Below are 24,419 nucleotides of genomic sequence, written 5' to 3'. Positions count from 1 at the left end.
ATGACACGCGGGGCGAGCACCCGAAACCAGACGCCCTCACACCCCTACCTGCGAGATCGGGTCAGACGCCGTAGCCGCCGTCGACGTCGAGCTTCTGGCCGGTGACGAAGCCGGCGCGGTCGGAGGCCAGGAAGCACACCGCCTCCGCGATGTCCTCGGCCGAGCCGAACCTGCCCAGCGGGATGTTGCCGCGGGTGATCGCCAGTGCGCGTTCGTCGAGGTCGCCGGAGCCGATCAGGCGCGCGGCCATCCCGTCGGTGAGCATCCCCGGGCCCACGCAGTTGACCCGGACGCCGTACCGCCCCTCCTCCGCGGCGAAACCTCGCGCGAGTGCTTCGACCGCTCCCTTCGGGCCGGCGGACAGCCCGTCGCGCACCGGGTAGCGCGCGGTCGCGGCGGTCGTCACCACGACCGCCGAGCCCCGCGTCGCGCGAAGTGCTGGGAGGGCGGCGTGCATCAGGTTGAAGAAGGCCGCCGCATCCTCAGCCAGCTGCTCGGCGAACTGCGCCGGCGGCACGCGCGACAGGTGGACCATCGGCACGTGCGGTCCGGCCGCGTGTACGACGGTGTGCACGCCGCCGTGCCGCTCGACGAGGCTCGCCACGTGCCGGGCGGTCGCACCGGCGTCGGTGAGGTCGAGCGGCGCGGCCTCGCCCCGGACCCCGAGACCGGCGAGCTCCACGAGCAGCTCCTCGGGCCGGTGGGTGCGATAGGTCAGCGCGACGTCGGAGCCCCGTTCGGCGAGCAGCCGGCACACCGCCGAGCCGAGCCCGCCGGAGCCGCCGGTCACCAAAGCCACTCCGGGCCTGTCTGCGAAGTCCTTCAAGGCAGCTCCCGATCCAATCACCAAACCAAGCACTTGTTTGGTAGCCTAGCAGGCACCCCAGCCGACCTCGCCGCACCAGGAGAACGCGTGGCCCTCTCGATCGACCTCGTAGACCACGTCGTGCTCGTCACCGGAGGCGCCAAGGGGGTCGGCGACGGAATCGTCGAGACGTTCCTGCGAGCCGGTGCCCAGGTGGAGATCTGCGGCCGCACCGCACCGGAGCAGCTGCGCGAGGTCGACGGCCGCTCCCCGGTGTTCAGCGCCGTCGACGTCCGCGACGAGGAGCAGGTGGCGCGCTGGGTCGGCGAGGTCACCGATCGCCGCGGCCGGATCGACGTCGCGGTGAACAACGCCGGCGGGGCGCCGTACGCCGACTTTGCCACCGCCTCACCGCGCTTCCACCGCAAGATCAACGAGCTGAACTTCCTCGCGGCGGCCTTCGTGTCACAGGCGGTCCAGCCGGTGATGGCAGGGCAGGAGCAGGGCGGGGTGATCCTCAACATCACCTCGATCAGCGCCCGCCGGCCGAGTCCCGGGACCGCGGTGTACGGCGCGTCCAAGGCAGCCCTGGAGAGCCTGACCACCAGCCTCGCGGTCGAGTGGGCGCCGAAGGTCCGGGTCAACGCGATCAGCTGCGGCCTCGTCGCGACGCCGGGCTCCGCGGCCCACTACGGCGACGAGGAGCAGGTGGCTCGGGTGGCGGCGACCATCCCGCGCGGCGTCTTCGCCACCCCGACCGACATCGGCGAGGCCTGCGTGCTGCTCGCCTCCCCGCTCGCCTCGCACATCACCGGGGCGGTGCTGAACGTCGACGGCGGCGGCGAGGTGCCGGCGTTCCTGGCACACACGCCGAACGCCTAGGCCGGCTGCTCGGTCCGCAGCTCGGTCTTGAGCACCTTGCCGCTGGCGTTGCGCGGCATCGCGTCGACCACCACGACCGACCGCGGCACCTTGAAGTTCGCCAGCCGGTCCCGGCAGTGGGCGACGACCGCGTCGGCGGAGACCGACGCCCCCTGTCGGGGTACGACGTACGCCCGGCCGACGGAGCCGAGCCGGTCGTCCGGCACCCCGACCACCGCCGCCTCGAGCACGTCGGGGTGGGAGCTGATCACGTTCTCCACCTCGGCGGGGTACACGTTGAAGCCGCCGACGATGTACATGTCCTTGATCCGGTCGGTGATCTTCACGCATCCGTGCTCGTCCCGACGGCCCACGTCGCCGGTGTGCAGCCAGCCGTCGGCGTCGATCGCGGCGCGGGTGGCCTCCTCGTCCTCGAAGTAGCCGAGCATCACGTTGTCGCCGCGCAGCAGGATCTCGCCGTCCTCGCCCACGGGGAGGTCCTGGCCGGAGGAGTCGACGATCCGCACCTCGATCCCCGGCACCGGCGGCCCGGTGGTCTCCGCGATGTGGGCGGGGTCCTCGTCCGGCCGGGACTGGGTCGCGACCACGCACTCGGTGAGCCCGTAGGCCTGGCGGACGGTCTCGAAGCCGAGCACGTCGCGCATCCGCTGGAACAGCGACTCCGGCACCGACGCCGCGCCGGCGATGGAGAACCGCAGCGAGCTCAGGTCGTGCTCGGCGAGCCGCGGGTGGTCCATGAGGGAGGTGAAGATCGTGGGAGCGCCCGGGAGCACGGAGATCCGCTCGGCCTCGATCAGCCGCAACAGGGTGTCGACGTCGAAGGTGGCGAGTGGGTAGATCGTCGTACCTGCGGTGAGGGCGGCGACCACCCCGGCCTTGTAGCCGAAGCTGTGGAAGAACGGGTTCACGATCGCGTAGCGGTCGGCCGGTGTGAGGGATGCGCCCGCCGCCCACACCCGAGCCACCCCGAGGGTCTGCCGGTGCGCGCTCATCACGCCCTTCGGCACACCCGTGGTGCCGGAGGTGAACAGGATGTCGGCGACATCCTCCGGGCCCACCGCGGCGGCAACGGCCTCGGCCTGGTCGACGGGCACCTCCTCGCCGTGGGCCAGGAAGTCCGCCCAGGAGAGGCCGGCCGGCGAGGACGTCGTGGCGTTGAGGTCGACCACGGTGTGCAGTGACGGCAGCCCCGGCACGGGGCCGGCCGAACCACCGTCACCGTCCGCGGCCGCCTCGCGCAGCATCCGGCCGAAGTCGGTGTCGAGGAACCCGTTGGCGAGCACCAGCACCGAGGCGCGGGACCGCTGCAGGATGACGAGCGCCTCCTGCCCGCGGTAGCGCGTGTTCATCGGCACGACCGACGCGCCGGCACTCTGCGCCCCGAGCAGTGCGACGATGAACTCCAGGCGGTTCGGCGCCCAGATCGCCACGCGGTCGCCGGGCCGCACGCCCGCGGCCAGGAAGGCGCGCGCCGCCTGTCCGACCAGCTCCGCCAGGCGCTCGTACGACGTCGTGGTGCCTGCCTCGACCACGGCAGGGTGGTCGCCGTGCTCCCGACCGGCAGTCCGGACGAGCTGGGGAAGGGTCTCGGGTGCTGCCACTGCCGCGCCTCCTCGAACTACCAAGTGCTTGTTAGGTACCCTAGTCGAAGGGGGTCCTTGCTGCCACGGGCCCGTTCCACTCAGAGAGCCCGAAGGGACAGCCACGATGGCCACGACGACGCCCGGTGCCGCCCGGAAGAGTGCGAGTGCAAGTGGTTCCGACCGGCGGGCGGAGCTGCTCGCCATCGCGGCGCGACTGTTCGCCACCCGCGGGTTCACCCAGACCACGGTGCGCGACATCGCCGACGAGGCGGGCATCCTGTCCGGCAGCCTCTACCACCACTTCTCGTCGAAGGAGGCGATGCTCGACGAGATCCTGCGCGGCTTCCTCGGCACCCTCCAGGAACGGTTCGTCGAGATCGAGCGGGAGGGCGACAACCCGCAGCAGGTGCTCGACGCGCTGATCAGGCATGCGTTCGCCACCATCCACGCCAACCCGCACGCCGTCGCGCTCTACCAGAACGAGGCGAGCCTGCTCTCACGGCTGCCGGACTTCGGCTACGTCGACGAGCTGAGCCGCAAGAACGAGAACGTCTGGATCCGGGTGATCAAGGCCGGCCAGAAGTCCGGAGCGTTCCGCTCCGACGTCGACGCGACCACGACCTACCGGTTCATCCGCGACGCCGTCTGGTCAGCGGTCCGGTGGTACCGCCCGGGCGGGAAGCTCAAGGCGGACTCCCTGGCGCAGCAGTACCTCGGCATCCTGCACGGCGGGCTCCTCACCCGCTGAGAGACGCTTCCGCGCGGCGTGACAACAGGCGCCTCCGCGCGTGGCAGGTCAGCCCACGCTGCGCCAGCCCTCGAGCTCGGCCAGCCGCCGCCGGTGCTCACGCGCCGGGCCGAACAGCTCGGCCGTGGCGTGCGCCCGCTTGAACACCAGGTGCGCGTCGTGCTCCCAGGTGATCGCCACGCCGCCGTGCAGCTGCACGGTCTCGGCCGCCACCGCCGATGCGGCCTCGGAGCACCAGGCCTTCGCCACCGCGGCGAGCCCGGGCAGGTCGGCCCCGCTGGTGGCTGCCGACCAGGCGGCCGCCCAGGAGGCGGACCGGGAGGTCTCGACCTGGAGGAGCATGTCGGCCATCCGGTGCTTCAGGGCCTGGAAGGAGCCGATCGGCCGGCCGAACTGCACCCGCTGCTTGGCGTAGCCGACGGTCATGTCCAGCCCCCGCTGCGCCGCGCCGACCTGCAGCGCGGTGACGGCGACGGCCGCGACGTCCCGCAGGCCTGCGAGCATCCCCCTGGCGTCGGTCGACAGCGGCGTCGCCCGTGCTGTGTCGAGCGTGACGGTCGCGAGCGACAGCGTCGGGTCCAGCGCCGGGGTGCGGGTACGACGCACACCGGAGCCGTCGGGGTCGACCTCGAAGAGACCCACGCCGTGCGGGGTCGAGGCCACCACGAGCAGCATGTCGGCCGCGGCGCCGTCGAGCACCAGCGTCGAGGTGCCGGACAGCCGCCAGCCGTCCTCGTCGGTGGCGGTCACCGACGAGCCGTCGACGCGCCACCGGCCGTGTTCGTCGGCCCAGGCGAGTGCCGCAACGCGTCCCGAGGCGATGTCGGGCAGCAGCCGCTCGCACGCGGCCTCGTCGCCGGAGTGGAGCACCGCCTGAGCCGCCAGGACGGCCGACCCGAGCAGGGGCGAGGGGGTGAGCGCGTGACCCAGCTGCTCGAGCACGATGTGGGTCTCGAACAGCGAGAACCCGGCTCCGCCGTACTCCTCGGGGATGGCGAGCGCGGCGGCGCCGATCTGCTCGCACAGGGTCTGCCACAGCGCCTCGTCGTACCCGCGCTCGGAGGCCGCGGCGGCCCGGACCGCAGCGCTGTCGCTGCGTCGCTCGAGCAGCGCGCGGACGGTCGCGGCCAGCTCCGCCTGCTCGGGGCTCAGCGCGAACTCCATCAGGAAGCCCTCTCGGCGGTCAGCGAGGCGAGCACCCGGCCGCGGTGGTGGGACGGGTCGCCCCAGGCACCCACCAGGGCACGCACCTTGGTGATCCACAGGCCGAGGTCGTACTCGGCGGTGTAGCCGATCGCACCGTGCACCTGGAGTGCCGTGCGCGCCGCGCGGTCGGCGGCGACGGAGCAGGCGACCTTCGCTGCGGAGACCTCCCGGGCCGCGGTGGTGCCGCCGGTCATCGCGACGGCAGCGCCATAGACCAGGGGGCGGGCGAAGTCGAGGCCGACCTTGACGTCGGCGAGGGCGTGCTTGACCGCCTGGTACTCGCCGATCACCCGGCCGAACTGGCGCCGGCTCTTCGCGTAGTCCACGGCCGCGGTGAGCAGCCGCTCGCCGGCTCCCAGCAGCTGTGCGGAGCAGGCCAGGGTGGCCATGTCGACCGCGTCCCCAGCGGTGCCCTCCGGCAGGGTGGTGACCTGTTCGCCGGCCGTCACCCGGAACAGTCGGCGCGAGGCGTCGACCGAGCGGAGCGCTGACCCGAGCCGGGCCCGGGCAACGGTGTCACCGGCGAGCAGGAGGGCGTGCCCGGCGACGTCGCCGTCGAGGACGTGCGGCGCCACCGGTGGCGCCGCGACCGACACCAGCGCCTTGCCCTCGGCCAGCGGGGGCAGGAGGCCGTCCGGGTCGTCCCCGGCGGAGAGCAGTGTGGGAGCGAGCGCGACGGACTCGACGAGAGGGCCCGGGACGGCGTGGAAACCCAGTCGCTCGAAGGCGACCACCAGGTCCACCGGGTCGGCCTCGAGGCCACCGTGCTCCTCGGGCACGAGCAACGCGTGCAGGCCGACGTCACCGAGCCGTCGCCACAGGTCCAGGCCGGGCTCGTGGTCGCCGGCGGCCCAGGCGCGGACCACGTTCGGGACCCCGGCCCCCTCGAGCAGGCCGTCGAGGGCGGCGGCGAACGCGCGCTGCTCCTCGGTCGGTAGGAACCTCATCAGGAGCCCCTCTTGTTGTCGCCGCGCGGCAGGCCGAGCAGGCGCTCGGCCACGATGTTGCGCTGGATCTCGTTGGTGCCGGCGTAGATGGGGCCTGCCAGCGAGAACAGGTAGCCCTCCATCCAGGCGCCGGCGCCCGGCGCCCCGTCGCCGCGCAGCTCCGCCTCCGGGCCGAGCAGGTCGAGCGCCGCCTCGTGCAGCGCGATGTCGAGCTCGGACCAGAACAGCTTGTTCACGCTGCCGTGTGCGCCCATGTCGCCGCCGTCGGCGAGCCGGGTGACCGTGCCCCAGGTGTAGAGCCGGTAGGCCTCCGCCCCGATCCAGGCGTCGACGACGGCGTCGCGCAGCTGTGGCTGCTCGGCCCCGCGCTCCTGCCAGAGGTCCACCAGCCGGTCGGCGGCCGCGCAGAACCGGCCCGGCGAGCGCAGCGACAGGCCCCGCTCGTTGCCGGCCGTGCTCATCGCGACCCGCCAGCCGTCGCCGGGCGCACCCAGCACGTCGGCGTCGGGGACGAAGACGTCCTCGAAGAAGATCTCGGCGAAGCCGGGGTCCCCGTCGAGCTGCGGGATCGGACGAACGGTGACGCCCGGCGCGTCGAGTGGGAACAGGAAGTAGGTCAGCCCGCGGTGGCGTTCGGCGTCCGGGTCGGACCGGAACAGCCCGAACCCGCGGTCGGCGTACGGCGCCCGGGAGCTCCACGTCTTCGGGCCGTTGAGCACCCACCCGCCGCGGGTGTCGTCGCGGCGTGCCGTGCTGCGGATCGAGGCGAGGTCGGAGCCGGCCTCGGGCTCGGACCAGGCCTGGGCCCACACCTCGGTGCCGTCGGCCATCGTCGGCAGGAAGCGCTGCTGCTGGTCGGGGGTGCCGTGCTCGAAGAGGATCGGCGCGAGCAGGGAGATGCCGTTCTGGGAGATCCGGGTCGGCGCGCCGGCGCGGTAGTACTCCTCCTCGAACAGCACCCACTCCACGAGCGAGGCGTCGCGACCGCCGTACTCCTCCGGCCAGGCCACCACCGACCAGCGTCCCTCGGCGAGCTTGGCCTCCCACGCCCGGTGTGCCGTGGCACCATCCTCGGTGTCCATCGACGGCAGCGGTTCGGCGGGCACGTGGTCGCGCAGCCAGGCCCGGGCCTCGTCGCGGAAGGCGATCTCCTCCGGTGTCAGGTCGACGTTCACTGGGCGCGCCCCGAGTCGCGCATGCTGCGTGCGTCCATCCCTGCGAGCGAGTCCTTGCCGACCTCGGCGTTGTGGGCGTGCGCGAAGTGGTGCAGCCCGAACACCGAGTCCATGCCGGCGCGCATGCCCTGCAGGTCCTCGGCCTGGTTGACCGCCTTCTTGGTCAGCGCAAGCCCGAACCGCGGCATCGCGCTGATCCGCTCGGCCATCGCCAGCGTCGTGGCCTCCAGCTCCTCGCGCGGCACGACGTGGTTGACCATGCCGAGCTCGTGGGCGCGCTGCGCGGTGAACCGGTCGCCGGTGAAGAGGAACTCCTTGGCGGCGCGCGGGTTCATCACCCAGGGGTGGGCGAAGTACTCCACCCCCGGGATGCCCATCTTCACGACCGGGTCGGAGAAGAACGCGTCGTCGGAGGCGATGATGAAGTCGGCCGACCAGGCGAGCATCAGGCCACCGGCGATGCAGGCGCCGTGCACCATCGCGATCATCGGCTTGGGCAGCTCGCGCCACCGACGGCACATGCCGAGGTAGACCTCGGACTCGCGGGCGAAGCGCTGGTCACCACCCTCCTTGTCGGTGTGGTCCCACCAGATCACCGCCTTGCGGGGATACGTCTGGTCCACGTCGCGGCCCGGTGTGCCGATGTCGTGCCCGGCACAGAAGTGCTTGCCGTTGCCCGACAGCACGATCACCTTGACCTCGTCGTCGTCGACCGCGCGACTGAAGGCGGCGTCGAGTGCGTAGGTCATCTTGGAGTTCTGCGCGTTGCGGTACTCCGGTCGGTTGAGCGTCACCATCGCCACGCTGCCGCGACGTTCGTAGGTGACGACCTCCTCCTCGGTCGCGGCGGGGGAAGTCTGCTCCGCTGACATGCCAGCTCCTCAGCGTCATCGATGGCGGCTACCAAACAAGTGCTTGGTGGGCTACTCTAGGCCATGCCTCGGCCGGTGACCAGGACCGGGGCCTGACAAGACGCCGTCGAAGGGCAACCGTGGACCTCACCTACTCAGCCGAGGACGAAGCCTTCCGCGCCGAGGTGCGCGACTGGCTTGCGACCAACCTCGTCGGTGACTTCGCGGACCTGCGCGGGCGGGGCGGCTCAGGCCGCGAGCACGAGCTCTACGACGAGCGGCTGGAGTGGAACCGCCACCTGGCCAAGTCGGGCTGGACCTGCCTCGGCTGGCCCGAGGAGTACGGCGGCCGCGGGCTCAGCCTCCTCCAGCAGGTGATCTTCCACGAGGAGTACGCCAGGGCCGACGCGCCGGCACGGGTGAACCACCTGGGGGAGGAGCTGCTCGGCCCCACGCTGATCGCGTTCGGCACCGACGAGCAGAAGGCTCGTTTCCTGCCGCCGATCGTCGCGGTCGAGGAGCTGTGGTGCCAGGGGTACTCCGAGCCGGGAGCCGGCTCCGACCTCGCCGCGGTCTCCACGCGCGCCCGACTCGAGGGCGACAGCTGGGTCGTCGACGGGCAGAAGGTCTGGACCTCGCTGGCCCACCACGCCGACTGGTGCTTCGTGGTCGCCCGCACCGAGCCGGGCTCACAGCGGCACGCCGGCCTCTCCTACCTGCTGGTGCCGATGGACCAGGACGGTGTCGACGTCCGGCCGATCGACCAGCTGACCGGGACCTCGGAGTTCAACGAGGTCTTCTTCGACAGCGCGCGCACCGATGCCTCGCTGGTGGTCGGCGAGCCGGGCGACGGCTGGCGGGTGGCGATGGCAACCCTCGGGTTCGAGCGCGGCGTGTCCACGATCGGCCAGCAGGTCGGCTTCGCCCGCGAGCTCGAGGCGATCATCGAGGCGGCCCGGCGCAACGGCACGATCGAGGACCCGGTGGTCCTGGACCGGATCGCTCGCGCACACATAGGTCTGGAGGTGATGCGGCTCAACGCGCTGCGCACTCTCAGCGGCGAGCAGGGCCCGGAGGCCTCGATTGCCAAGCTGTTCTGGGGCACCTGGCATCGCGAGCTCGGCGAGCTGGCGATGGAGGTGCTCGGCCCCGAGGGGCTCACCGCCCAGGCGGCGCCCTACGAGCTCGACGAGTTCCAGACCCTGTTCCTGTTCAGCCGGGCCGACACCATCTACGGCGGCTCGAACGAGATCCAGCGCAACATCATCGCCGAGCGGGTGCTCGGCCTTCCCAAGGAGCCACGAGGATGACCGCCCCCAGGACCGAGCAGCCCGCACCCGAGTACGTCGCGGGGCACGACCTTCTCGCCGGCAGGACGGTCGTCGTCACCGCAGCGGCCGGGGCCGGCATCGGGGCGGCCGCCGTACGCCGCTGCCTGGAGGAGGGCGCCAGGGCCGTCGTCCTCGGCGACACCCACGAGCGCCGACTCGCCGAGGCCGAGGAAGCCCTGGCCAAGGAGTTCGGCGCCGACCGGGTGGCCAGTGTGCTCTGCGACGTCACCGTCGAGGAGCACGTCACCGCGCTGCTCGACGCCGCCGAGCCGCTCGGCGGGGCCGACGTGATGATCAACAACGCCGGCCTCGGCGGCACGGCTTCGATCACCGAGATGACCGACGAGCAGTGGAGCAAGGTCATCGACATCACCCTCACGGGCACGTTCCGCTGCATCCGGGCCGCTGGCCGCCGGATGATCGCCGCGGGCAAGAAGGGCGTGATCGTCAACAACGCCTCGGTGATCGGCTGGCGGGCACAGGAGGGGCAGGCGCACTACGCCGCGGCGAAGGCGGGGGTGATGGCCCTCACCCGCTCGGCGGCGATGGACCTGGCCGAACACGGGATCCGGGTCAACGCGGTCTCGCCGAGCCTGGCGATGCACCCCTTCCTCGCCAAGGTCACCAGCGACGAGCTGCTGGCCGAGCTCAAGGGCCGCGAGGCGTTCGGCCGCGCGGCGGAGCCGTGGGAGGTGGCCAACGTGATGGTGTTCCTCGCCAGCGACTACTCCTCCTACATGACCGGTGAGGTCGTGTCCGTGAGCAGCCAGCACGCCTGACCGCAGCGCACCACCCGCACGACACCCGCATCCGAACCACAAGGAGCTCCCATGGCCGAGGCCTACATCGTCGATGCCGTCCGCACCCCCGTCGGGCGGCGCGGCGGCGCACTCGCCCCGATGCACTCCGCCGACCTCGGCGCGCACGCGCTGAGCGCGCTGATGAGCCGCTCGGGTGTCGACCCGGCCGCGGTCGACGACGTGATCCTGGGCTGCACCGACACCCTCGGCTCGCAGGCCGGCGACGTCGCCCGCACCGCCTGGCTGGTCGCGGGACTGCCCGACCACGTCCCTGGGGTGACCATCGACCGGCAGTGCGGGTCGAGCCAGCAGGCGGTGCACTTCGCCGCGCAGGGGGTGATGTCCGGGACCCAGGACCTCGTCGTCGCCGGTGGCGTGCAGAACATGTCCGCGATCCCGATCTCCTCCGCGATGATCGTGGGGCAGCAGTTCGGCTTCTCGACGCCGTTCGCCGAGTCGCCCGGCTGGGTGAAGAGGTACGGCGACCAGGAGGTGTCGCAGTTCCGCTCCGCGGAGATGATCGCCGAGCGGTGGGACATCACGCGCGAGGACATGGAGCGGTTCGCCCTCGAGAGCCACCGCCGTGCGCTCGCCGCGATCGACGAGGGCCGGTTCAAGAACGAGATCGAACCGGTCGGCGGCTTCGACACCGACGAGGGGCCGCGCCGCGACACGTCCCTGGAGAAGATGGCCGGCCTGAAGCCGCTCGCCGAGGATGGCCGGATCACCGCCGCCGTCGCCTCGCAGATCAGCGACGCGTCTTCGGCGATGCTGATCGCCTCCGAGCGCGCCGTCGCCGAGCACGGGCTGACCCCGCGGGCGCGGATCCACCACCTGTCGGTGCGCGGCGACGACCCGGTGTGGATGCTGACCGGCCCGATCCCGGCGACCCGTCACGCCCTCGAGCGCACCGGCCTCTCGGTGGACGACATCGACCTGTTCGAGGTCAACGAGGCCTTCGCGTCCGTCGTACTCGCCTGGGCGAAGGAGACCGGAGCCGACCTCGACCGCGTCAACGTCAACGGCGGCGGGATCGCGCTGGGCCACCCGATCGGCGCGACCGGCACCCGGCTGATGACCACGCTGCTCAACGAGCTGGAGCGTCGCGGCGGCCGCTACGGCCTGCAGACGATGTGCGAGGGCGGCGGCCAGGCCAACGTGACCATCATCGAGCGGCTCTGACCGCCACCAGCCACGAGGAGTGAGCATGAGGAGGATCTGTGAAGGACGCGTCGCGATCGTGACCGGAGCCGGCCGGGGGATCGGCCGCGAGCACGCGCTCGAGCTGGCCCGCCAGGGCGCCAAGGTAGTCGTCAACGACCTCGGCACCTCCGGGTCCGGCGACGGCGCGTCGTCCGGGCCGGCGGAGGAGGTCGTCGCGCTCATCAAGGAGATGGGCGGCGAGGCGGTCGCGAACGCCTCCGACGTCGCCGACTTCGCCCAGGCCGAGCAGATGGTGCAGCAGGCCATCGACACCTTCGGTGGGCTCGACATCCTGGTCAACAACGCCGGCTTCCTCCGGGACCGGATGCTGGTGAACACCGCCGAGGAGGAGTGGGACGCGGTCATCCGGGTGCACCTCAAGGGGCACTTCGCGCCGCTGCGGCACGCCGCGGCGTACTGGCGCACCGAGGCCAAGGAGGGCCGACAGCGCGCGGCACGCGTGATCAACACCTCCTCCGGCGCCGGGCTGCAGGGCAGCGTCGGCCAGGCGACGTACTCCGCCGCGAAGGCCGGGATCGCCGGACTGACTCTGGTCGCGGCGCAGGAGCTGGGCCGGTACGGCGTCACCGTCAACGCCCTCGCTCCGGCCGCCCGCACCCGGATGACCGAGGCTGCGTTCGCCGAGACGATGGCGCGTCCCGAGGACGGGTTCGACGCGATGGACCCCGCCAACGTCTCACCCGTCGTCGCGTGGCTGGCCAGCGAGGACGCCGGCGACGTCACCGGCCGCGTGATCGAGGTCGAGGGCGGCAAGATCTGCGTCGAAGAAGGCTGGAACCACGGCCCCGCGCAGGACATCGGCGCCCGCTGGGAGGCCGCCGCCGTCGGTCCCGCGCTGCGCGACCTGCTCGCGAAGGCGCGTCGGCCCGAGCCGGTCTACGGCGCCGGCGGGTAGGCCGGCCGCTGCCGAACCTGGCCCGGAGAGTCTCGCGCACCTGCTTCACGGTCTCCGGGCTGTCCGCTCGCCTGAGGCCGCAGCCGCTGGTCGTTGCTGGTCTGTGGCTCACTTGCAACGTTCTGCACCGGTTTCGCCGGCGGAGTGGTGCATTTCGTTGCATCTGGCGGGGCCAGTCGCGGTAGCCAGTGAGCAGACTGTCGTCCGGGCGCGTGTCGGGGACAGTTTGCCCACGCCAACCGGCCGCGCAGGTCGCCGGCGGGCCTTGCGGGACCGCGTCCCCTCCGCGGGTCGCCGGTTGGGGCGGTCAGGCGAGGAGGGCGCTGGTGCGCCGGAGTTGGTCGGCCGCCTCGGACACGACCCGGTCGATCAGCTGTTCGCAGGTCGGCAGGTCGTCGACCGCCTGACCGGAGACGCTCGCGGGTGCCGAGGCCCGAGGCCCGTCACGATCGTTCAGATGAACGGTTGTGACGTGGTTCTGCGGTGTTCGGGCTGTCACAACCGGTCAGATGAGCGGTTGTGGTGAGCGGGCGGTCAGGCGAGGAGGGCGCTGGTACGCCGGAGTTGGTCGGCCGCCTCGGACACGACCCGGTCGATCAGCTGCTCGCAGGTCGGCAGGTCGTCGATGACGCCGACCACCTGACCGGAGGCGAGTACGCCGGCGTCGGTGCGGCCCTCGACGAGGCCGGCCTTGAGCATCATCGGCGTGTTGGCCGCGAGCACCATCTGCGACCAGGACCGCTCGGCGCCGTGCTTCATCGCCCGGCCGTCGGCGGCGAGCTGCCGCCAGGTCAGGCCGCTCATCTTCTTGAACGCGAGAGTCCGCCGCAGCGTGGGCCCGAGCCGTTTGAGCGAGCTGGTCTCCTCGAGCTCCTCCACCAGCTCGGTGCGCAGCATCCGGTGCGGCATCCCGTCGACCTTGGTGGTGACCACGGTGCCGTCGAGGCCGCGGTGCAGGTACTCCGCCTTGACCTGGTCGGGCACGGTGCTGTCCTTGGTGAGCAGGAACCTCGTCCCCATGCCGATCCCGGCGGCGCCGTACGCCAGCGCCGCGGCGAGGCCGCGGCCGTCGAAGAAGCCGCCGGCGGCGATGACCGGGATGTCGACCGCGTCGAGCACGGTCGGCAGGAGCAGGGTGGTCGGCACCGAGCCGGTGTGCCCGCCGCCCTCGCCGCCTTGGATCATCACGGCGTCGGCGCCCCAGGACGCGACCTTCTCCGCGTGCCGCGGCGCGCCGACCGACGGGATCACGACCACGCCGGCGTCCTTGAGCGCTGCGATCATCTCCCGCTTCGGGGCGAGCGCGAACGACGCCACCTTGACGCCCTCGTTGATCAAGAGCTTGACCCGCTCGTCGGCGTCGCCTGCGTCCGCGCGGAGGTTGACCCCGAACGGCGCGTCGGTCCGCGACTTCACCTCGCGGATCGCGGCAGCGAGCTCGTCGTACGTCATCGTCGCCGAGGCCAGGATGCCCAGGCCGCCGGCGTTGGCGGTGCCGGAGACCAGGCGCGGTCCGGCGACCCAGCCCATGCCGGTCTGTACGACGGGGTGCCGGACGCCGACGAGCTCGGTCAACGGGGTGCGCAGGAGCTGCTCGATCATGCCGACGGCACCTCCCGGTCGCGCAGCGCCTTGGGGTCGAGCACCTCACGGATCAGGATCAGCTCCTCCATCGAGGGCAGTCGGGTCTCGGGGACCTCGCCGTCGACGTGGATATCGCAGCCGCTGGCCTCGCGCACCTCGTCGACGGTGACGCCGGGGTGCACCGACACCAGCCGCAGGGTGTGCCCGGGGCCGGCGAAGTCGAGGACGGCCAGGTTCGTGACCACCCGGTGCACGTCGTGGAACCGGGTGGCCGCGGGACCGGCCTGCTCGGCGCGCTGCCGGCCGACCCCGGAGACCATGTCGACCTGCTCGACCAGCACCCGGGCGCTCTGCTTGGGCACCCAGTAGCTGGTCTTGTTGTTCACGGTGTTGCCGGGGGCGCCGCGGACACCGAGCAGCTGACGCTTGGGTCGCGCGAAGTCGCCGATGCAGGAGATGTTCTGGTTGCCGTGCCGGTCGACCTGGGTCGCGCCCATGATCACGTGCCGCTTGCCGTAGGCCACGACGTCGAACACCCGGCGGAACGGGATCCACCCCTCGACTACGTCGGCCGCGACGCCCAGCGGCGGCACCCCGCCCAGGATCAGCGACTCGCCGTCCGTGAGCAGCAGGTCGGGGGAGTGGGTCAGCTTGGCCAGGCGGGCGCCGAGGGTGGGCAGCAGCCCCATCGGGCTGGCCATGATCTCGCCGTCGCCCTCGAACAGGTCGGCCAGCGCGGCCGCGCAGACCTCGGCCCTGGTCGCATCCATCAGTTGCTCCCGCTCTGCTCGGCGTGGAAGGCGGCGACCGCCTCCTGGTAGGCCTGCTCGTCACCGGCGAGGAAACGCTCCTGGAATGCAGCCCAGGTCGCCGGGTCCCCGGCAGCGGTGGCGTAGGCCTTCTGGAACTTCTCGTCGCGGCCGTAGTCGGGCGCGCAGGTGGTGAAGTGGGCGCCGTTCGGTGTCTCCACGACCCCGTCGACCATCAGCCGGTTGAGCAGCAGGGTCTGCACGGGGGCGTCGATGGTGAGGCCGGCGGTGTCGATGATCTTCTCGGTCGAGACGAAGCGCCGGTCGGCGGCGAGGCAGAACAGGTCGTCGAAGTACGGGTCCGGACCGAGGTACTGCGCGTTGCCGTGCGCATCCGCCCGGTTCATGTGAACCAGCGCCACGTCGAGGTGGAGGGCCGGCACCGCGACAAGCTCCTCGCCGTCGTCGTACGGCGAGGTCACCGTGCGCAGGTGCGGGTTGTAGGTCATCACGTCCGAGCCGAGCCCGGCGCGCATCGGCAGGAACGGCAGCCGCTGCGCCGCGGCGCGAAGCCCGGTCTGGAACATCCCCTCGTCCCACTCCTCGACCTCGATCGTGGCGCTCTCGCGCGCGGCGCGGAACAGCGGCTCGAGCGGGATCGAGTCGAGCGACACGAACGCGTAGACCAGCTTCTTCACCTTGCCGGCCGCGCAGAGCAGCCCGACGTCCGGCCCGCCGTAGGACACGACCGTCAGGTCCTTGAGTCCCGATCGGGCGATCGCGCGGACCAGCGCCATCGGCTTGCGCCGGGAGCCCCAGCCACCGATCCCGATCGTCATCCCGTCCTTGAGCTCGGCGACGACGTCGTCGATGCCGATCACCTTCTGCTTCATCCGCGACTCGATCATCCGCGTGCTCCTGCCTTGGCCGTGCCCGCGAACTCGTCGCGGTGCTCGTCGGAGACCCCGGCCAGGTTCAGCTCCATCGTGAAGCCCTGCTCGAACCGGTAGCTGCGGTTGACGTCCACGGGGTCGATCCCGTTGATCGCCTCCTTGGCGGCTCGGATGACGCGGGTGTCCTTGGCGGCGATCTCGCCGGCCACCTTCATCGCGGCCTCGTCGAGCTCCCCGCGCGGGACGACCTCGAGCACCGAGCCGTGGTGGTGCAGCTGCTGGGCGGTGATGTTGCGGCCGGTGAAGTACAGCGTGCGCATCAGGTGCGGCGGCACCATCCGCGCCAGGTGGGTGGCAGCTCCGAGCGCGCCGCGGTCGACCTCGGGGACGCCGAAGAACGCGTCGTCGCTCGCCACGATCGTGTCGGCGTTGCCGACCAGTCCGACGCCACCGCCGAGACAGAAGCCGTGTACGGCGGCCACGACGGGCACCGCGCACTCGTAGACCGACTTGAACGCCGCGTAGCAGCCGCGGTTGGCGCCGATCAGGGCGTCGAAGCCAGTGGTGTTCTGCATCTCCTTGATGTCCACCCCGGCGTTGAACCCGCGGCCCTCGGCACGAAGCACGACGACCCGGGTAACGAGGTCGCGGCCGGCCTCGTCGAGCGCGGTGGCCAGGTCGAACCAGCCGGCCACCGGCAGGGCGTTGACAGGCGGGAAGTCCATCGTGACGACGCGGATGCCGTCCTCTTGCAGGGTCGAGCTGATGCCCATGTCGTGTTCCTAACCTAGCACTTGCTTGGTAAGCCTAGCAGTTGCTTGGTCGTCCAGCACCCCGAGCCCCGGGCCTCGGGAGTTCGAGCCCGTCGAGTCCCGGTGGCGAGCGAACGGTGGTCGAGCTCGTCGAGGCCCGAGGCCGGGACCTTCGCCACTGGGAGTCCGTGTGCGGGACGCGCACGCTGGAAAGCGAGGGCCCCACCGGGGAGGCGTGATGAACCAGACCGGCCCACTGCCCAAGCCGGATGCCATGAGGGGTGTGGCGAGGTGCTTCGCGCGCAGCTGGGTGATGCTCGCGCGTGGGGAGGTCCACATGCCTCCGGACCACCTCGGACGGACGATCGCGTTCGCCGACGGGAGCGCCGCGCGGGTGTACCGCGAGACACGAGCGCTGTGGTTCGGCGGGCACTACTGGGCGGAGCCGGTGGGTCCGGGGATCACCACGATGACGCTCGAGGTGGACAAGCGCGGGCTGGCCCCGAAGTCGCCGGGCGCCGTCGAGACGGTGGGGCGCTACTGCAGCATCGACAGTGGCGTGGGGGTCCGGTTCGTCGGCGCCCGCTGGGTCGCCGGGAGCTGGCAGGTGCAGGTCTCGCCCCTGCTCGACGAGGATGCCCAGGACCGCTTCGTCGGCTGCCTCGAGGACGCGGTGCTCGAGTGGCACCGCTTCACCGTCACCGACACCACGCTCACCCCCCGAAACCGGTAATTGCCGCCACGAAGGTAATAACCACCACGAAGTGTCGTTATCCCGCTTAGCCTGGTCACCGGAAGGGGGATGCCGTGCGCTTGGAGTCGTTGTACCGCGGCATCGTGGAGACGTCGCAGGACGGCATCTGGGTGATCGACGCCGAGGGGCGGACGATCTACGCCAACCCCCGGGTCGCCGAGCTGCTCGGCCGCGATCCCGAGGAGCTCGACGGCCTCACGGTCTACGACGCGCTCGACGACGACGGCAAGGAGCAGTTCACCGACCACCTCGTCGAGCTCTCGCAGGGTGTCGTCCACCCCGAGGAGGTCGAGTGCCTCTGGGTGCGCAAGGACGGCGGCCAGCTCTGGGTCCTGGTCCGCGAGAGCACGCTGTACGACGAGCACGGCAACGTCCAGGGCTACCTGCACCGGATCAGCGACTACACCGAGCGGCGCCGCGTGCACGAGGAGCTCATCAGCAGCCGCAGCCAGCTCTCCGACGCCCAGCGGATCGCCCGGGTCGGCAGCTACGAGTGGGACATGGTCCACGACGTCGTGACCGCCTCCGACGAGCTGCACTCGATCTACGGCGTGTCCCGGGAGGACTTCCGCGGCACCCTCGAGCACTTCCTGGAGTTCCTCACCCCCGAGGACCGCCTCAGGGTCGCCGACGTGGTGTCCGCGGCGTTCGAGGGCAAGGAGTCGGTCTTCGACATGGTCCTGCGGATCGACCGGCCCGACGGCGGACGGCGTTGGCTGCGCGGACGCGGCGAGGTGCTGCGCAACGCGGCCGGGGACCCGGTGCTGCTGCGCGGCACCCAGCAGGACATCACGGAGACCAAGCGCTCCGAGCTGGCCCTGCAGGACCTGGTGCTGCAGAACACCCTGATGCAGGAGATGGCGATCGCCGCCAACGAGGCCGAGACCCTCACCGAGGTGCTCGGGGTCGCCAAGAGCCTCCTGCTCAGCCACGACGGCTGGAAGCGGGGGCAGGCCTTCTTCCCCGACCCCGACCGGCCCGGGGAGCTGCGCTGGCTCCGCCTGCACGGCGGCGCCGACAGCATCGACGCCGCCGCCGACGCCGAGGAGCGGGCGCTGCTGGAGTCGGAGGTGGAGTTCGCCCGGCGCGCGCTCGCCGACGGCGGCCAGGTCTGGGACCACGAGCACGACCCGGAGTGCCCCCGGATCGCGTTCCCGATCAAGATCCGCGACGAGGTCATCGCGGTCACCGTGATCACCGCCGACCGCACCTGGCACCGCACCGACACGGTGCGCCGGATGGTCGACCAGATCGCCGTCCAGCTCGGGCGGGTCGCCGAGCGCGAGCGGGCCGCGCACGAGCTGGCCGCCGCCCGGGACGCCGCGATGGAGGCGTCGCGGCAGAAGTCGGAGTTCCTGGCCACGATGAGCCACGAGATCCGCACCCCGCTCAACGGTGTGATCGGCCTCAACGAGCTGCTGCTGCGCACCGACCTCGACCCGCACCAGCAACGGCTGGCGTCCGGCGCGCAGGTCGCCAGCCGGGCCCTGCTGTCGGTCATCAACGACATCCTGGACTTCTCCAAGATCGAGGCCGGCAAGCTCGAGGTCGAGAACGTCGAGTTCGAGGTGCGCCCGGTCTTCGACCAGGTGGCCAGCGTGCTCGGGGAGAGCGCCCGCAGCAAGGGCCTGGAGCTGATCGTCTCCTGCCATCCCGACGTGCCGGAGTTCCTCGTCGGCGACCCGACCCGGCTTGCACAGGTGCTGACCAACCTGGGCTCCAACGCGGTCAAGTTCACCGAGCACGGTGAGGTCTTCATCCGGGCCACCGCGGCACCGTGCGCGGACTCCACCAGCATCTTGCGGGTCGAGGTGGTCGACACCGGCATCGGCGTCGACCCGGAGAAGCAGGCCCACATCTTCGACCCGTTCTCCCAGGCCGACGCCTCCACCACCCGGCAGTACGGCGGCACCGGGCTCGGCCTGGCGATCGCCCGCGAGATCGTCTCCGCCTTCGACGGCGAGATCGGCGTGGAGAGCCGGCCCGGCCACGGGGCGACGTTCTGGTTCACCGTCCGGTTCGGCTGCGCCGGCGGCCCGGCGGCCGACCACGACGAGCTTCGCCGGCGCAAGGCACTGGCCGGACGCCGGGTGCTGGTCGTCGACGACAACGCCAACAACCGGCTGATCCTCAGCGAGCACCTCGGCCGCTGGGACGTCCGCACGACGACCGCGCCCGGAGCGCTCCGGGCCCTGGAGGCACTCCGGTCGGCCGCCGAGGCGGGCGAGGCGTTCGACGCGGTGCTGCTCGACATGGCGATGCCCGACTACGACGGGCTGCAGCTGGCGGCGATGATCCAGGACGACGAGCGGCTGCGGGGCGTCCCGCTGGTGATGCTGACCTCGTCCGGACAGCCGGACCAGGTGCGGCTCGCCCAGGCGGGGATCGTCGAGTGCCTCACCAAGCCGCTCCTCGCGGGCGAGGTGCTCAGCTCGCTGCTGCGTGTGCTCGAGGGGGAGGCGCCCGCGGTCCGTCGTACCCCGGTGCCGGGGCCGCGGCTCGCAGCCGACCCGGACCGGCCCCGCCTGCTCGTGGTGGAGGACAACCCGGTCAACCAGCTCGTGGCGCTGGGCATCCTGGAGACGCTCGGCTATGCCGCCGACACCGCCGACGACGGGGTCCAGGCGGTGGAGGCGTGGCGTCGGGGAGGCTACGCGGCGCTGCTGATGGACGTGCAGATGCCCAACATGGACGGCTACGCCGCCACCCGGACCATCCGCGGCCTCGAGGCCGAAGGGGAGCGGGTCCCCGTGCTGGCGATGACCGCGGCGGCCGTCGAGGGCGAGCGCGAGAAATGCCTGGCCGCCGGGATGGACGACTTCCTGACCAAGCCGGTCAACCCGGAGATGCTCGGTCGGATGCTGCGTCGCTGGGTCGACGGCAGCAGCGAGCCGACCGAGCCGGCGGCGGAGCAGCCGGCCGCCGAGGGCGTGCTCGACCACGACCGGCTCGACATGCTGCGCGACCTCGACCCGGGCAACACCGCCTATCTGGACAAGGCGATCGGCAACTTCGTGGCCCGGGTGCCGGAGTCGGTGCACGCGATCCGGGCCTCGATCGCGACCCAGGACGCCGAGGCGCTCACCCACTCGGCGCACCGGCTCAAGGGCAGCGCCCTCAACCTCGGCCTGCCCACCGTGGGCCATCTCGCGCACGAGCTCGAGATGCTCGGCGACAGCGGAAGCACCACAGGTGCGGCCGCCCAGCTCGAGGCGCTGGAGCAGGCCCTGTCCCACGCGGTCGCGGAGATGCTCGCCTACCAGCAGGACTACCAGCGGGTCTGACCGTGCCTCAGCCGCCCGGGCGTGAGAGGAGCTCGTCGCGGACCTGGCGGCGCAGCGTCTTGCCGATGATCGAGCGCGGCAGCTCCTCCACGACGAACACCCTGCGCGGCACCTTGTAGGCCGCCAGCCGCTCCCGGCACACCGCGCGCACCGCGTCCTCGTCGAGGGTGGTGCCGGGCTCGAGAAGCACCGCGGCGGTGACGTCCTCGCCGCCGTGCGGTGAGGGCAGTCCGACGACCGCCGCGTCGGCGATGCCGGGGGCGTGCCGCAGCGCCTCCTCCACCTCGGAGGGGTAGACGTTGAAGCCGCCGGTGATGATCACCTCCTTGATCCGGTCGACGAGGGTGAAGAACCCGTGCTCGTCCATCACCACCACGTCCCCGGTGCGGATCCAGCCGTCCTCGAGCACCGTGGCCGCGGTCTCCTCGGGGCGCTGCCAGTAGCCGGAGAAGACCTGGGGCCCACGCACCTGGAGCTCCCCGGCCTCGCCGGCGGGAAGCAGCCGGCTCGGGTCGTCCCGGTCGGTGATGCGGGCCTCGGTGTTCGGGAACGGCACGCCGATGGTGCCGATCCGCCGGCTCTCGGCGGCCGGGTTGCCGAGCGCGACCGGCGAGGTCTCGGTCATCCCGTAGCCCTCCACGAGCACTCCGCCGGTGGCGGTCTCCCACAGCTCGGCCGTGCTCGGAGGCAGCGCCATCGCGCCCGAGAGTGCGAACCGGATCGAGGTGAGGTCGACGCCCTGCTCGCGGGCGCCGTGGGCGAGCCGTTCGTAGATCGGCGGCACCGCCGGCAGGAAGGTGGCCGGGCGGCGGCGCATCGCATCGAGCACCATGTCGACGTCGAACCTCGGGAACAGCACCAGCGTCGCACCGACGCTCAGGCCGAAGGTCAGGCACAGGGTCAGTCCGTAGGCGTGGAACAGCGGCAGGGCGGCGTACACGACCTCCTGCCCGTCGTGCAGGCCCGGCAGCCAGGCCCGCCCCTGGGCCGCGTTCGACCGCAGGTTGCGGTGGGTCAGCATCGCCGCCTTCGGTCGGCCGGTGGTGCCACCGGTGTACTGCAGCAGTGCGAGGTCGTGCTCGGACGGGCCGGGGTGCTCGGCGCTGATCGGGGCGCTCCGGGCCACCGTCGCCTCCCAGCCGGGGATCCCGGGGGCCGGCGCGGTCATCGCCTCCCTCGCCTTGCGTGCGGCGGGCACCGGCAGGCGCAGGGCCAGCCGCTTGGTGGCCGGCAGCGCCTTCGGCAGCGACACCGCGAGGACGGCGCGTACGTCGATCCGCGAGCCGATCTCTCGCACCCGCGGGGCGACCTTGTCCCAGGCCACGACGATCCGGGGCCGGTGGTCGGCGAGCTGGTACTCCAGCTCCTCGGCCGTGTAGAGCGGGTTGTGCTCGACCACCACGGCGCCGATCCGGAGCGCGGCATAGAACGCCACCACGTGCTGGGGGCAGTTCGGGAGCACCAGCGCGACCCGGTCGCCCTTCTCCACGCCCAGCCGGCGCAGCGCCTCGGCGGCCCGGGCGACCTGCTCGCCGAGCCGGGCGTAGCTGGTCGTCGCGCCGAAGAAGTCGAGTGCCGCCCGGTCGCCGAAGCGCCGCACGGACGAGTCGAGCAGGTCCACCAACGACTCCGACGGAAGCTCGAGGTCCAGGGGGACACCGGGTGCGTAGCTGGCGGCCCAGGGCCGTTCGGCGGGGACGGGTGCGGAGCTCATGAGCCGAACGTACCCCCGAGTCCGGAACACCGGCACAGGTGACGGACCGGACAGTGCGGACAAGCGGCGGCGAAGCCGGTCAAACAGGTCAAGTCGGCACGTGGTCCGGCCGATAAGAGAGGGGAACCCTTCCCGACGAAAGACGCCCTGACCATGCGCCGATCGCGACCGCTCGCCCCGCAACGCCTCGCCGCTGCCGTGGCGACGCTCTCTCTCCTCACGGTCCCTGCCCTCGCGGTCGAGAGTCCCGCGCGCGTCGGCACCGAGACCGCCGGGTCGGTTGCAGGCTCGGTCGCCGGAATCCAGGCCCAGCAGAGCGCTCGCGTCACCGGGCGCCGTGCGATCACCGCCACCTGGGGCGCGACCGCTGTCGAGCGCGGGCAGCGCGGTGTCGAGGTACGCGGTGCCGTCGCCGGCGGCGGCCAGCGCCGGGTGGTGCTACAGGTGCGCGCCGGGAGTCGCTGGCGCGTCGTCCGTGCGCGCACGACGACACGCGCAGGCGCCTACCGGTTCGTGCTGCCCACCGGAAGGGTCGGCACCTTCGTCTACCGGGTGGTCTCGCCGGTCACCCCCCGTCAGCGTCGCGCCGGGCTGACCGTCGCGGTCAGCGACCGGCGGCGGCTGCGGGTGGTCCCCGCGGGCGAGCCGCTGCCCGAGGCGCCCGCGGACCCGACGGCCGACCCGACGCCCGAGCCCGCCCCGGAGCCGACCCCCGAGCCGACCCCGGACCTCCAGCGGCCGACCACACCGGCGCTCGGCAACCCCGCCGACTTCAGCTACATGATCGCCAAGCGCGCCCGGTGGAACCCGTGCCGCGTCATCAACTACCGCGTCAACACCACCTACGGCCCACCGTCGGCGCTGCAGGACACCATCGGCGCGATGAACCGGATCGAGCAGGCCACCGGGCTGGACCTGGAGTACGTCGGCAAGACCGACCTGATCCCGCAGGACCAGCAGGGCACCTACCCCTTCGGCACCCAGATCGTCATCGCGTGGGCCAGCCGGGCCCAGTCGGCGATGATCACCGGCGACAGCGTCGCGGGCGTCGGCGGCCCGATGGGCTACGGCGGGACCATCGACGAGGACGGCGTTCCGGTGGTCACCTGGTCGGAGGGCACCGTCGTGCTCAACAGCGCCTTCAACGACGTGCTCGACCCCGGGTTCGGGGTGGGGGCGACCGTGGGCAAGCTGCTCATGCACGAGGTGGGCCACGTGATCGGGCTCGGCCACGCCGGTGGCGAGGAGCAGGTCATGTACCCCACGCTGCTCCGGGGGACCCCCTCGGCCTGGGGGGCCGGTGACCTGAGCGGGCTGCGCTCCCAGGGTGCCGAGCACGGCTGCATCTACCGGCCCGACGGCTCACTGGCCCGGATCGGGCGGTTCGGCGTCTTCTCCCAGGTCACCGCCGACACCCTGGCCGACCTGGAGCACTGATCCGGCTCACACCTGTCGGGCGTCGCCGAACCGCATGGCCAGGTTGCCGATCCCGGTGCTGAACAGCGCCCGGCGAGGCAGCCCCAGCGCCGCGAGCTCGCGGGCCATCGGGTGTTCGCCGAGCCGGAGGTCGGCGCCGCCGGGACGCGAGCGGACTGCGCTCGGGTCCATCTCCCACGACGTCGCCCGGGTCACCCCGTCGAGGTGGGAGTAGGCGGTCAGCGCCAGCTTGCTCCCCGGCGCGGCCACCGGCAGGCCGGGCCGCACCCGCAGGTCGAGCACCAGCTGGCCGTCCTGGTGCAGGCTCACCTGCTTCGTCGCGCCGGCGAGATGGGTGTCGAACTCCGCGAGGGTCTTCGGGAAGCCCCAGATCCCCCGCCCGGCGGCCATCGTGAACTCCCCGTCGACCGGCAGCCGGTGGATCAGCACGCCGGCCTGCCCGGACAGCAGTGCGCGCAGGTCGCCCCACGGCGTACGACGGGCAGGGTGGTCGTGCCGACGGACCAGCACGGCGATCCCGAGCTCGTCGTACGGACCGAGGTCGCCGTCGACGTACCGCACCGCGACGACGGCGACCAGCCCCCGACCGGGCCGGAAGGGCAGTGCCTCGAGCCCGGAGTACCCGATCATCGACTGGAGCCGGGCCGTGGACGCCGACCAGACCGCGGTCGCCGCCATCGCGGTGCGGACCTCGACCGGCATCGTCACGGCGCGGCCGAGGACGGAGTGCGTGCTCAACGACATGGCCCCAACCTAGAACAAGTTCTAAGTTGGGGCCATGGGGTGGGTGCCCAAGTGGCCGGCC

General features: G+C 72.0%; 21 protein-coding genes. 9 read left to right on the top strand and 12 right to left on the bottom strand.

The window, feature by feature from the left end; translation table 11 throughout:
* Positions 1 to 61 precede the first annotated feature (61 nt).
* Positions 62 to 799, bottom strand: coding sequence for an SDR family NAD(P)-dependent oxidoreductase (locus tag ACYVIH_RS21380; protein WP_460871570.1), 738 nt, complete (start codon positions 797 to 799; stop codon positions 62 to 64).
* A gap of 114 nt (positions 800 to 913) precedes the next feature.
* Here ACYVIH_RS21380 and ACYVIH_RS21375 point away from each other — a divergent pair, with 114 nt between their 5' ends.
* Positions 914 to 1,687 carry an SDR family oxidoreductase gene (locus tag ACYVIH_RS21375; protein WP_460871569.1) on the top strand — a complete coding sequence of 258 codons (774 nt, stop codon included), beginning with the start codon at positions 914 to 916 and terminating at the stop codon, positions 1,685 to 1,687.
* Here the strand turns inward: ACYVIH_RS21375 and ACYVIH_RS21370 are convergent.
* A complete protein-coding gene (locus tag ACYVIH_RS21370; RefSeq protein WP_460871568.1) occupies positions 1,684 to 3,288 on the bottom strand; it encodes a FadD3 family acyl-CoA ligase in 1,605 nt (534 codons plus the stop codon). The two genes, ACYVIH_RS21375 and ACYVIH_RS21370, sit on opposite strands and share 4 nt — an antisense overlap.
* Before the next feature lie 106 nt (positions 3,289 to 3,394).
* Between ACYVIH_RS21370 and ACYVIH_RS21365 the strand changes: the two genes are divergently transcribed.
* Entirely contained in the window at positions 3,395 to 4,018 is a 624-nt protein-coding gene (locus tag ACYVIH_RS21365; RefSeq protein WP_460871567.1) for a TetR/AcrR family transcriptional regulator, read from the top strand.
* Between the two features lie 48 nt (positions 4,019 to 4,066).
* On the opposite strand, the gene ACYVIH_RS21360 is transcribed toward ACYVIH_RS21365, so the two are convergent.
* Genes ACYVIH_RS21360 through ACYVIH_RS21345 form a run of 4 tightly spaced genes read right to left on the bottom strand, consistent with a single transcriptional unit; the run spans position 4,067 to position 8,218 of the window.
* Positions 4,067 to 5,182 carry an acyl-CoA dehydrogenase family protein gene (locus ACYVIH_RS21360; protein WP_460871566.1) on the bottom strand — a complete coding sequence of 372 codons (1,116 nt, stop codon included), beginning with the start codon at positions 5,180 to 5,182 and terminating at the stop codon, positions 4,067 to 4,069.
* Positions 5,182 to 6,171 (bottom strand): acyl-CoA dehydrogenase family protein, encoded by a 990-nt coding sequence (locus ACYVIH_RS21355; RefSeq protein WP_460871565.1) that lies wholly within the window; start codon positions 6,169 to 6,171, stop codon positions 5,182 to 5,184. Before ACYVIH_RS21355 ends, ACYVIH_RS21360 begins: the two co-directional genes overlap by 1 nt.
* The gene (locus ACYVIH_RS21350) at positions 6,171 to 7,346 is read right to left on the bottom strand and encodes an acyl-CoA dehydrogenase family protein (RefSeq protein WP_460871564.1); all 1,176 of its coding nucleotides are present in this window, start codon (positions 7,344 to 7,346) and stop codon (positions 6,171 to 6,173) included. The genes ACYVIH_RS21355 and ACYVIH_RS21350 overlap by 1 nt, the downstream gene beginning before the upstream one ends.
* Positions 7,343 to 8,218 carry an enoyl-CoA hydratase gene (locus ACYVIH_RS21345; protein ID WP_460871563.1) on the bottom strand — a complete coding sequence of 292 codons (876 nt, stop codon included), beginning with the start codon at positions 8,216 to 8,218 and terminating at the stop codon, positions 7,343 to 7,345. Before ACYVIH_RS21345 ends, ACYVIH_RS21350 begins: the two co-directional genes overlap by 4 nt.
* 119 nt (positions 8,219 to 8,337) lie before the next feature.
* Here ACYVIH_RS21345 and ACYVIH_RS21340 point away from each other — a divergent pair, with 119 nt between their 5' ends.
* Genes ACYVIH_RS21340 through ACYVIH_RS21325 form a run of 4 tightly spaced genes read left to right on the top strand, consistent with a single transcriptional unit; the run spans position 8,338 to position 12,447 of the window.
* A complete protein-coding gene (locus ACYVIH_RS21340) occupies positions 8,338 to 9,507 on the top strand; it encodes an acyl-CoA dehydrogenase family protein (protein ID WP_460871562.1) in 1,170 nt (389 codons plus the stop codon).
* A complete protein-coding gene (locus ACYVIH_RS21335) occupies positions 9,504 to 10,307 on the top strand; it encodes an SDR family oxidoreductase (protein ID WP_460871561.1) in 804 nt (267 codons plus the stop codon). Before ACYVIH_RS21340 ends, ACYVIH_RS21335 begins: the two co-directional genes overlap by 4 nt.
* Before the next feature lie 51 nt (positions 10,308 to 10,358).
* Positions 10,359 to 11,510 (top strand): acetyl-CoA C-acetyltransferase, encoded by a 1,152-nt coding sequence (locus ACYVIH_RS21330; protein WP_460871559.1) that lies wholly within the window; start codon positions 10,359 to 10,361, stop codon positions 11,508 to 11,510.
* Positions 11,511 to 11,535: 25 nt separating this feature from the next.
* Entirely contained in the window at positions 11,536 to 12,447 is a 912-nt protein-coding gene (locus ACYVIH_RS21325; RefSeq protein ID WP_460871558.1) for an SDR family oxidoreductase, read from the top strand.
* A gap of 534 nt (positions 12,448 to 12,981) precedes the next feature.
* On the opposite strand, the gene ACYVIH_RS21320 is transcribed toward ACYVIH_RS21325, so the two are convergent.
* Genes ACYVIH_RS21320 through ACYVIH_RS21305 form a run of 4 tightly spaced genes read right to left on the bottom strand, consistent with a single transcriptional unit; the run spans position 12,982 to position 16,446 of the window.
* Positions 12,982 to 14,049: an NAD(P)H-dependent flavin oxidoreductase gene (locus ACYVIH_RS21320; protein ID WP_460871557.1), complete on the bottom strand. Its 1,068-nt coding sequence runs from the start codon at positions 14,047 to 14,049 to the stop codon at positions 12,982 to 12,984.
* Positions 14,046 to 14,801 carry a CoA-transferase subunit beta gene (locus ACYVIH_RS21315; protein WP_460871556.1) on the bottom strand — a complete coding sequence of 252 codons (756 nt, stop codon included), beginning with the start codon at positions 14,799 to 14,801 and terminating at the stop codon, positions 14,046 to 14,048. Before ACYVIH_RS21315 ends, ACYVIH_RS21320 begins: the two co-directional genes overlap by 4 nt.
* Positions 14,801 to 15,688, bottom strand: a complete 888-nt coding sequence (locus ACYVIH_RS21310; RefSeq protein ID WP_460871555.1) for a CoA transferase subunit A — start codon at positions 15,686 to 15,688, stop codon at positions 14,801 to 14,803. Before ACYVIH_RS21310 ends, ACYVIH_RS21315 begins: the two co-directional genes overlap by 1 nt.
* A complete protein-coding gene (locus ACYVIH_RS21305; protein ID WP_460871554.1) occupies positions 15,685 to 16,446 on the bottom strand; it encodes an enoyl-CoA hydratase family protein in 762 nt (253 codons plus the stop codon). Before ACYVIH_RS21305 ends, ACYVIH_RS21310 begins: the two co-directional genes overlap by 4 nt.
* Positions 16,447 to 16,663: 217 nt before the next feature.
* On the opposite strand from ACYVIH_RS21305, the gene ACYVIH_RS21300 reads away from it, so the two are divergent.
* Both ACYVIH_RS21300 and ACYVIH_RS21295 read left to right on the top strand, forming a co-directional pair.
* Positions 16,664 to 17,158: a hypothetical protein gene (locus ACYVIH_RS21300; protein WP_460871553.1), complete on the top strand. Its 495-nt coding sequence runs from the start codon at positions 16,664 to 16,666 to the stop codon at positions 17,156 to 17,158.
* A 74-nt stretch (positions 17,159 to 17,232) separates the two neighbouring features.
* Positions 17,233 to 20,463 carry a response regulator gene (locus ACYVIH_RS21295; RefSeq protein ID WP_460871552.1) on the top strand — a complete coding sequence of 1,077 codons (3,231 nt, stop codon included), beginning with the start codon at positions 17,233 to 17,235 and terminating at the stop codon, positions 20,461 to 20,463.
* A gap of 7 nt (positions 20,464 to 20,470) precedes the next feature.
* Here ACYVIH_RS21295 and ACYVIH_RS21290 read toward each other — a convergent pair whose 3' ends face one another.
* Positions 20,471 to 22,177, bottom strand: a complete 1,707-nt coding sequence (locus ACYVIH_RS21290; protein ID WP_460871551.1) for a long-chain-fatty-acid--CoA ligase — start codon at positions 22,175 to 22,177, stop codon at positions 20,471 to 20,473.
* Positions 22,178 to 22,330: 153 nt separating this feature from the next.
* Between ACYVIH_RS21290 and ACYVIH_RS21285 the strand changes: the two genes are divergently transcribed.
* Positions 22,331 to 23,614 carry a zinc metalloprotease gene (locus tag ACYVIH_RS21285; RefSeq protein ID WP_460871550.1) on the top strand — a complete coding sequence of 428 codons (1,284 nt, stop codon included), beginning with the start codon at positions 22,331 to 22,333 and terminating at the stop codon, positions 23,612 to 23,614.
* Positions 23,615 to 23,620: 6 nt separating this feature from the next.
* Here the strand turns inward: ACYVIH_RS21285 and ACYVIH_RS21280 are convergent, their stop codons facing one another.
* Positions 23,621 to 24,358 (bottom strand): acetoacetate decarboxylase family protein, encoded by a 738-nt coding sequence (locus ACYVIH_RS21280; RefSeq protein WP_460871549.1) that lies wholly within the window; start codon positions 24,356 to 24,358, stop codon positions 23,621 to 23,623.
* Positions 24,359 to 24,419 lie beyond the last annotated feature (61 nt).

This window comes from Nocardioides pakistanensis (assembly GCF_054781215.1).
This window is presented reverse-complemented; position numbering and strand designations above follow the sequence as displayed.

Bases quoted from the DNA above. Each gene is read 5' to 3' on its own strand.
- ACYVIH_RS21330 (WP_460871559.1), top strand. From the start codon at position 10,359: ATGGCCGAGGCCTACATCGTCGATGCCGTCCGCACCCCCGTCGGGCGG.
- ACYVIH_RS21315 (WP_460871556.1), bottom strand. From the start codon at position 14,801: ATGGATGCGACCAGGGCCGAGGTCTGCGCGGCCGCGCTGGCCGACCTG.
- ACYVIH_RS21320 (WP_460871557.1), bottom strand. From the start codon at position 14,049: ATGATCGAGCAGCTCCTGCGCACCCCGTTGACCGAGCTCGTCGGCGTC.
- ACYVIH_RS21310 (WP_460871555.1), bottom strand. From the start codon at position 15,688: ATGATCGAGTCGCGGATGAAGCAGAAGGTGATCGGCATCGACGACGTC.
- ACYVIH_RS21280 (WP_460871549.1), bottom strand. From the start codon at position 24,358: ATGTCGTTGAGCACGCACTCCGTCCTCGGCCGCGCCGTGACGATGCCG.
- ACYVIH_RS21325 (WP_460871558.1), top strand. From the start codon at position 11,536: ATGAGGAGGATCTGTGAAGGACGCGTCGCGATCGTGACCGGAGCCGGC.
- ACYVIH_RS21305 (WP_460871554.1), bottom strand. From the start codon at position 16,446: ATGGGCATCAGCTCGACCCTGCAAGAGGACGGCATCCGCGTCGTCACG.
- ACYVIH_RS21355 (WP_460871565.1), bottom strand. From the start codon at position 6,171: ATGAGGTTCCTACCGACCGAGGAGCAGCGCGCGTTCGCCGCCGCCCTC.
- ACYVIH_RS21300 (WP_460871553.1), top strand. From the start codon at position 16,664: ATGAACCAGACCGGCCCACTGCCCAAGCCGGATGCCATGAGGGGTGTG.
- ACYVIH_RS21285 (WP_460871550.1), top strand. From the start codon at position 22,331: ATGCGCCGATCGCGACCGCTCGCCCCGCAACGCCTCGCCGCTGCCGTG.
- ACYVIH_RS21345 (WP_460871563.1), bottom strand. From the start codon at position 8,218: ATGTCAGCGGAGCAGACTTCCCCCGCCGCGACCGAGGAGGAGGTCGTC.
- ACYVIH_RS21335 (WP_460871561.1), top strand. From the start codon at position 9,504: ATGACCGCCCCCAGGACCGAGCAGCCCGCACCCGAGTACGTCGCGGGG.
- ACYVIH_RS21290 (WP_460871551.1), bottom strand. From the start codon at position 22,177: ATGAGCTCCGCACCCGTCCCCGCCGAACGGCCCTGGGCCGCCAGCTAC.
- ACYVIH_RS21360 (WP_460871566.1), bottom strand. From the start codon at position 5,182: ATGGAGTTCGCGCTGAGCCCCGAGCAGGCGGAGCTGGCCGCGACCGTC.
- ACYVIH_RS21365 (WP_460871567.1), top strand. From the start codon at position 3,395: ATGGCCACGACGACGCCCGGTGCCGCCCGGAAGAGTGCGAGTGCAAGT.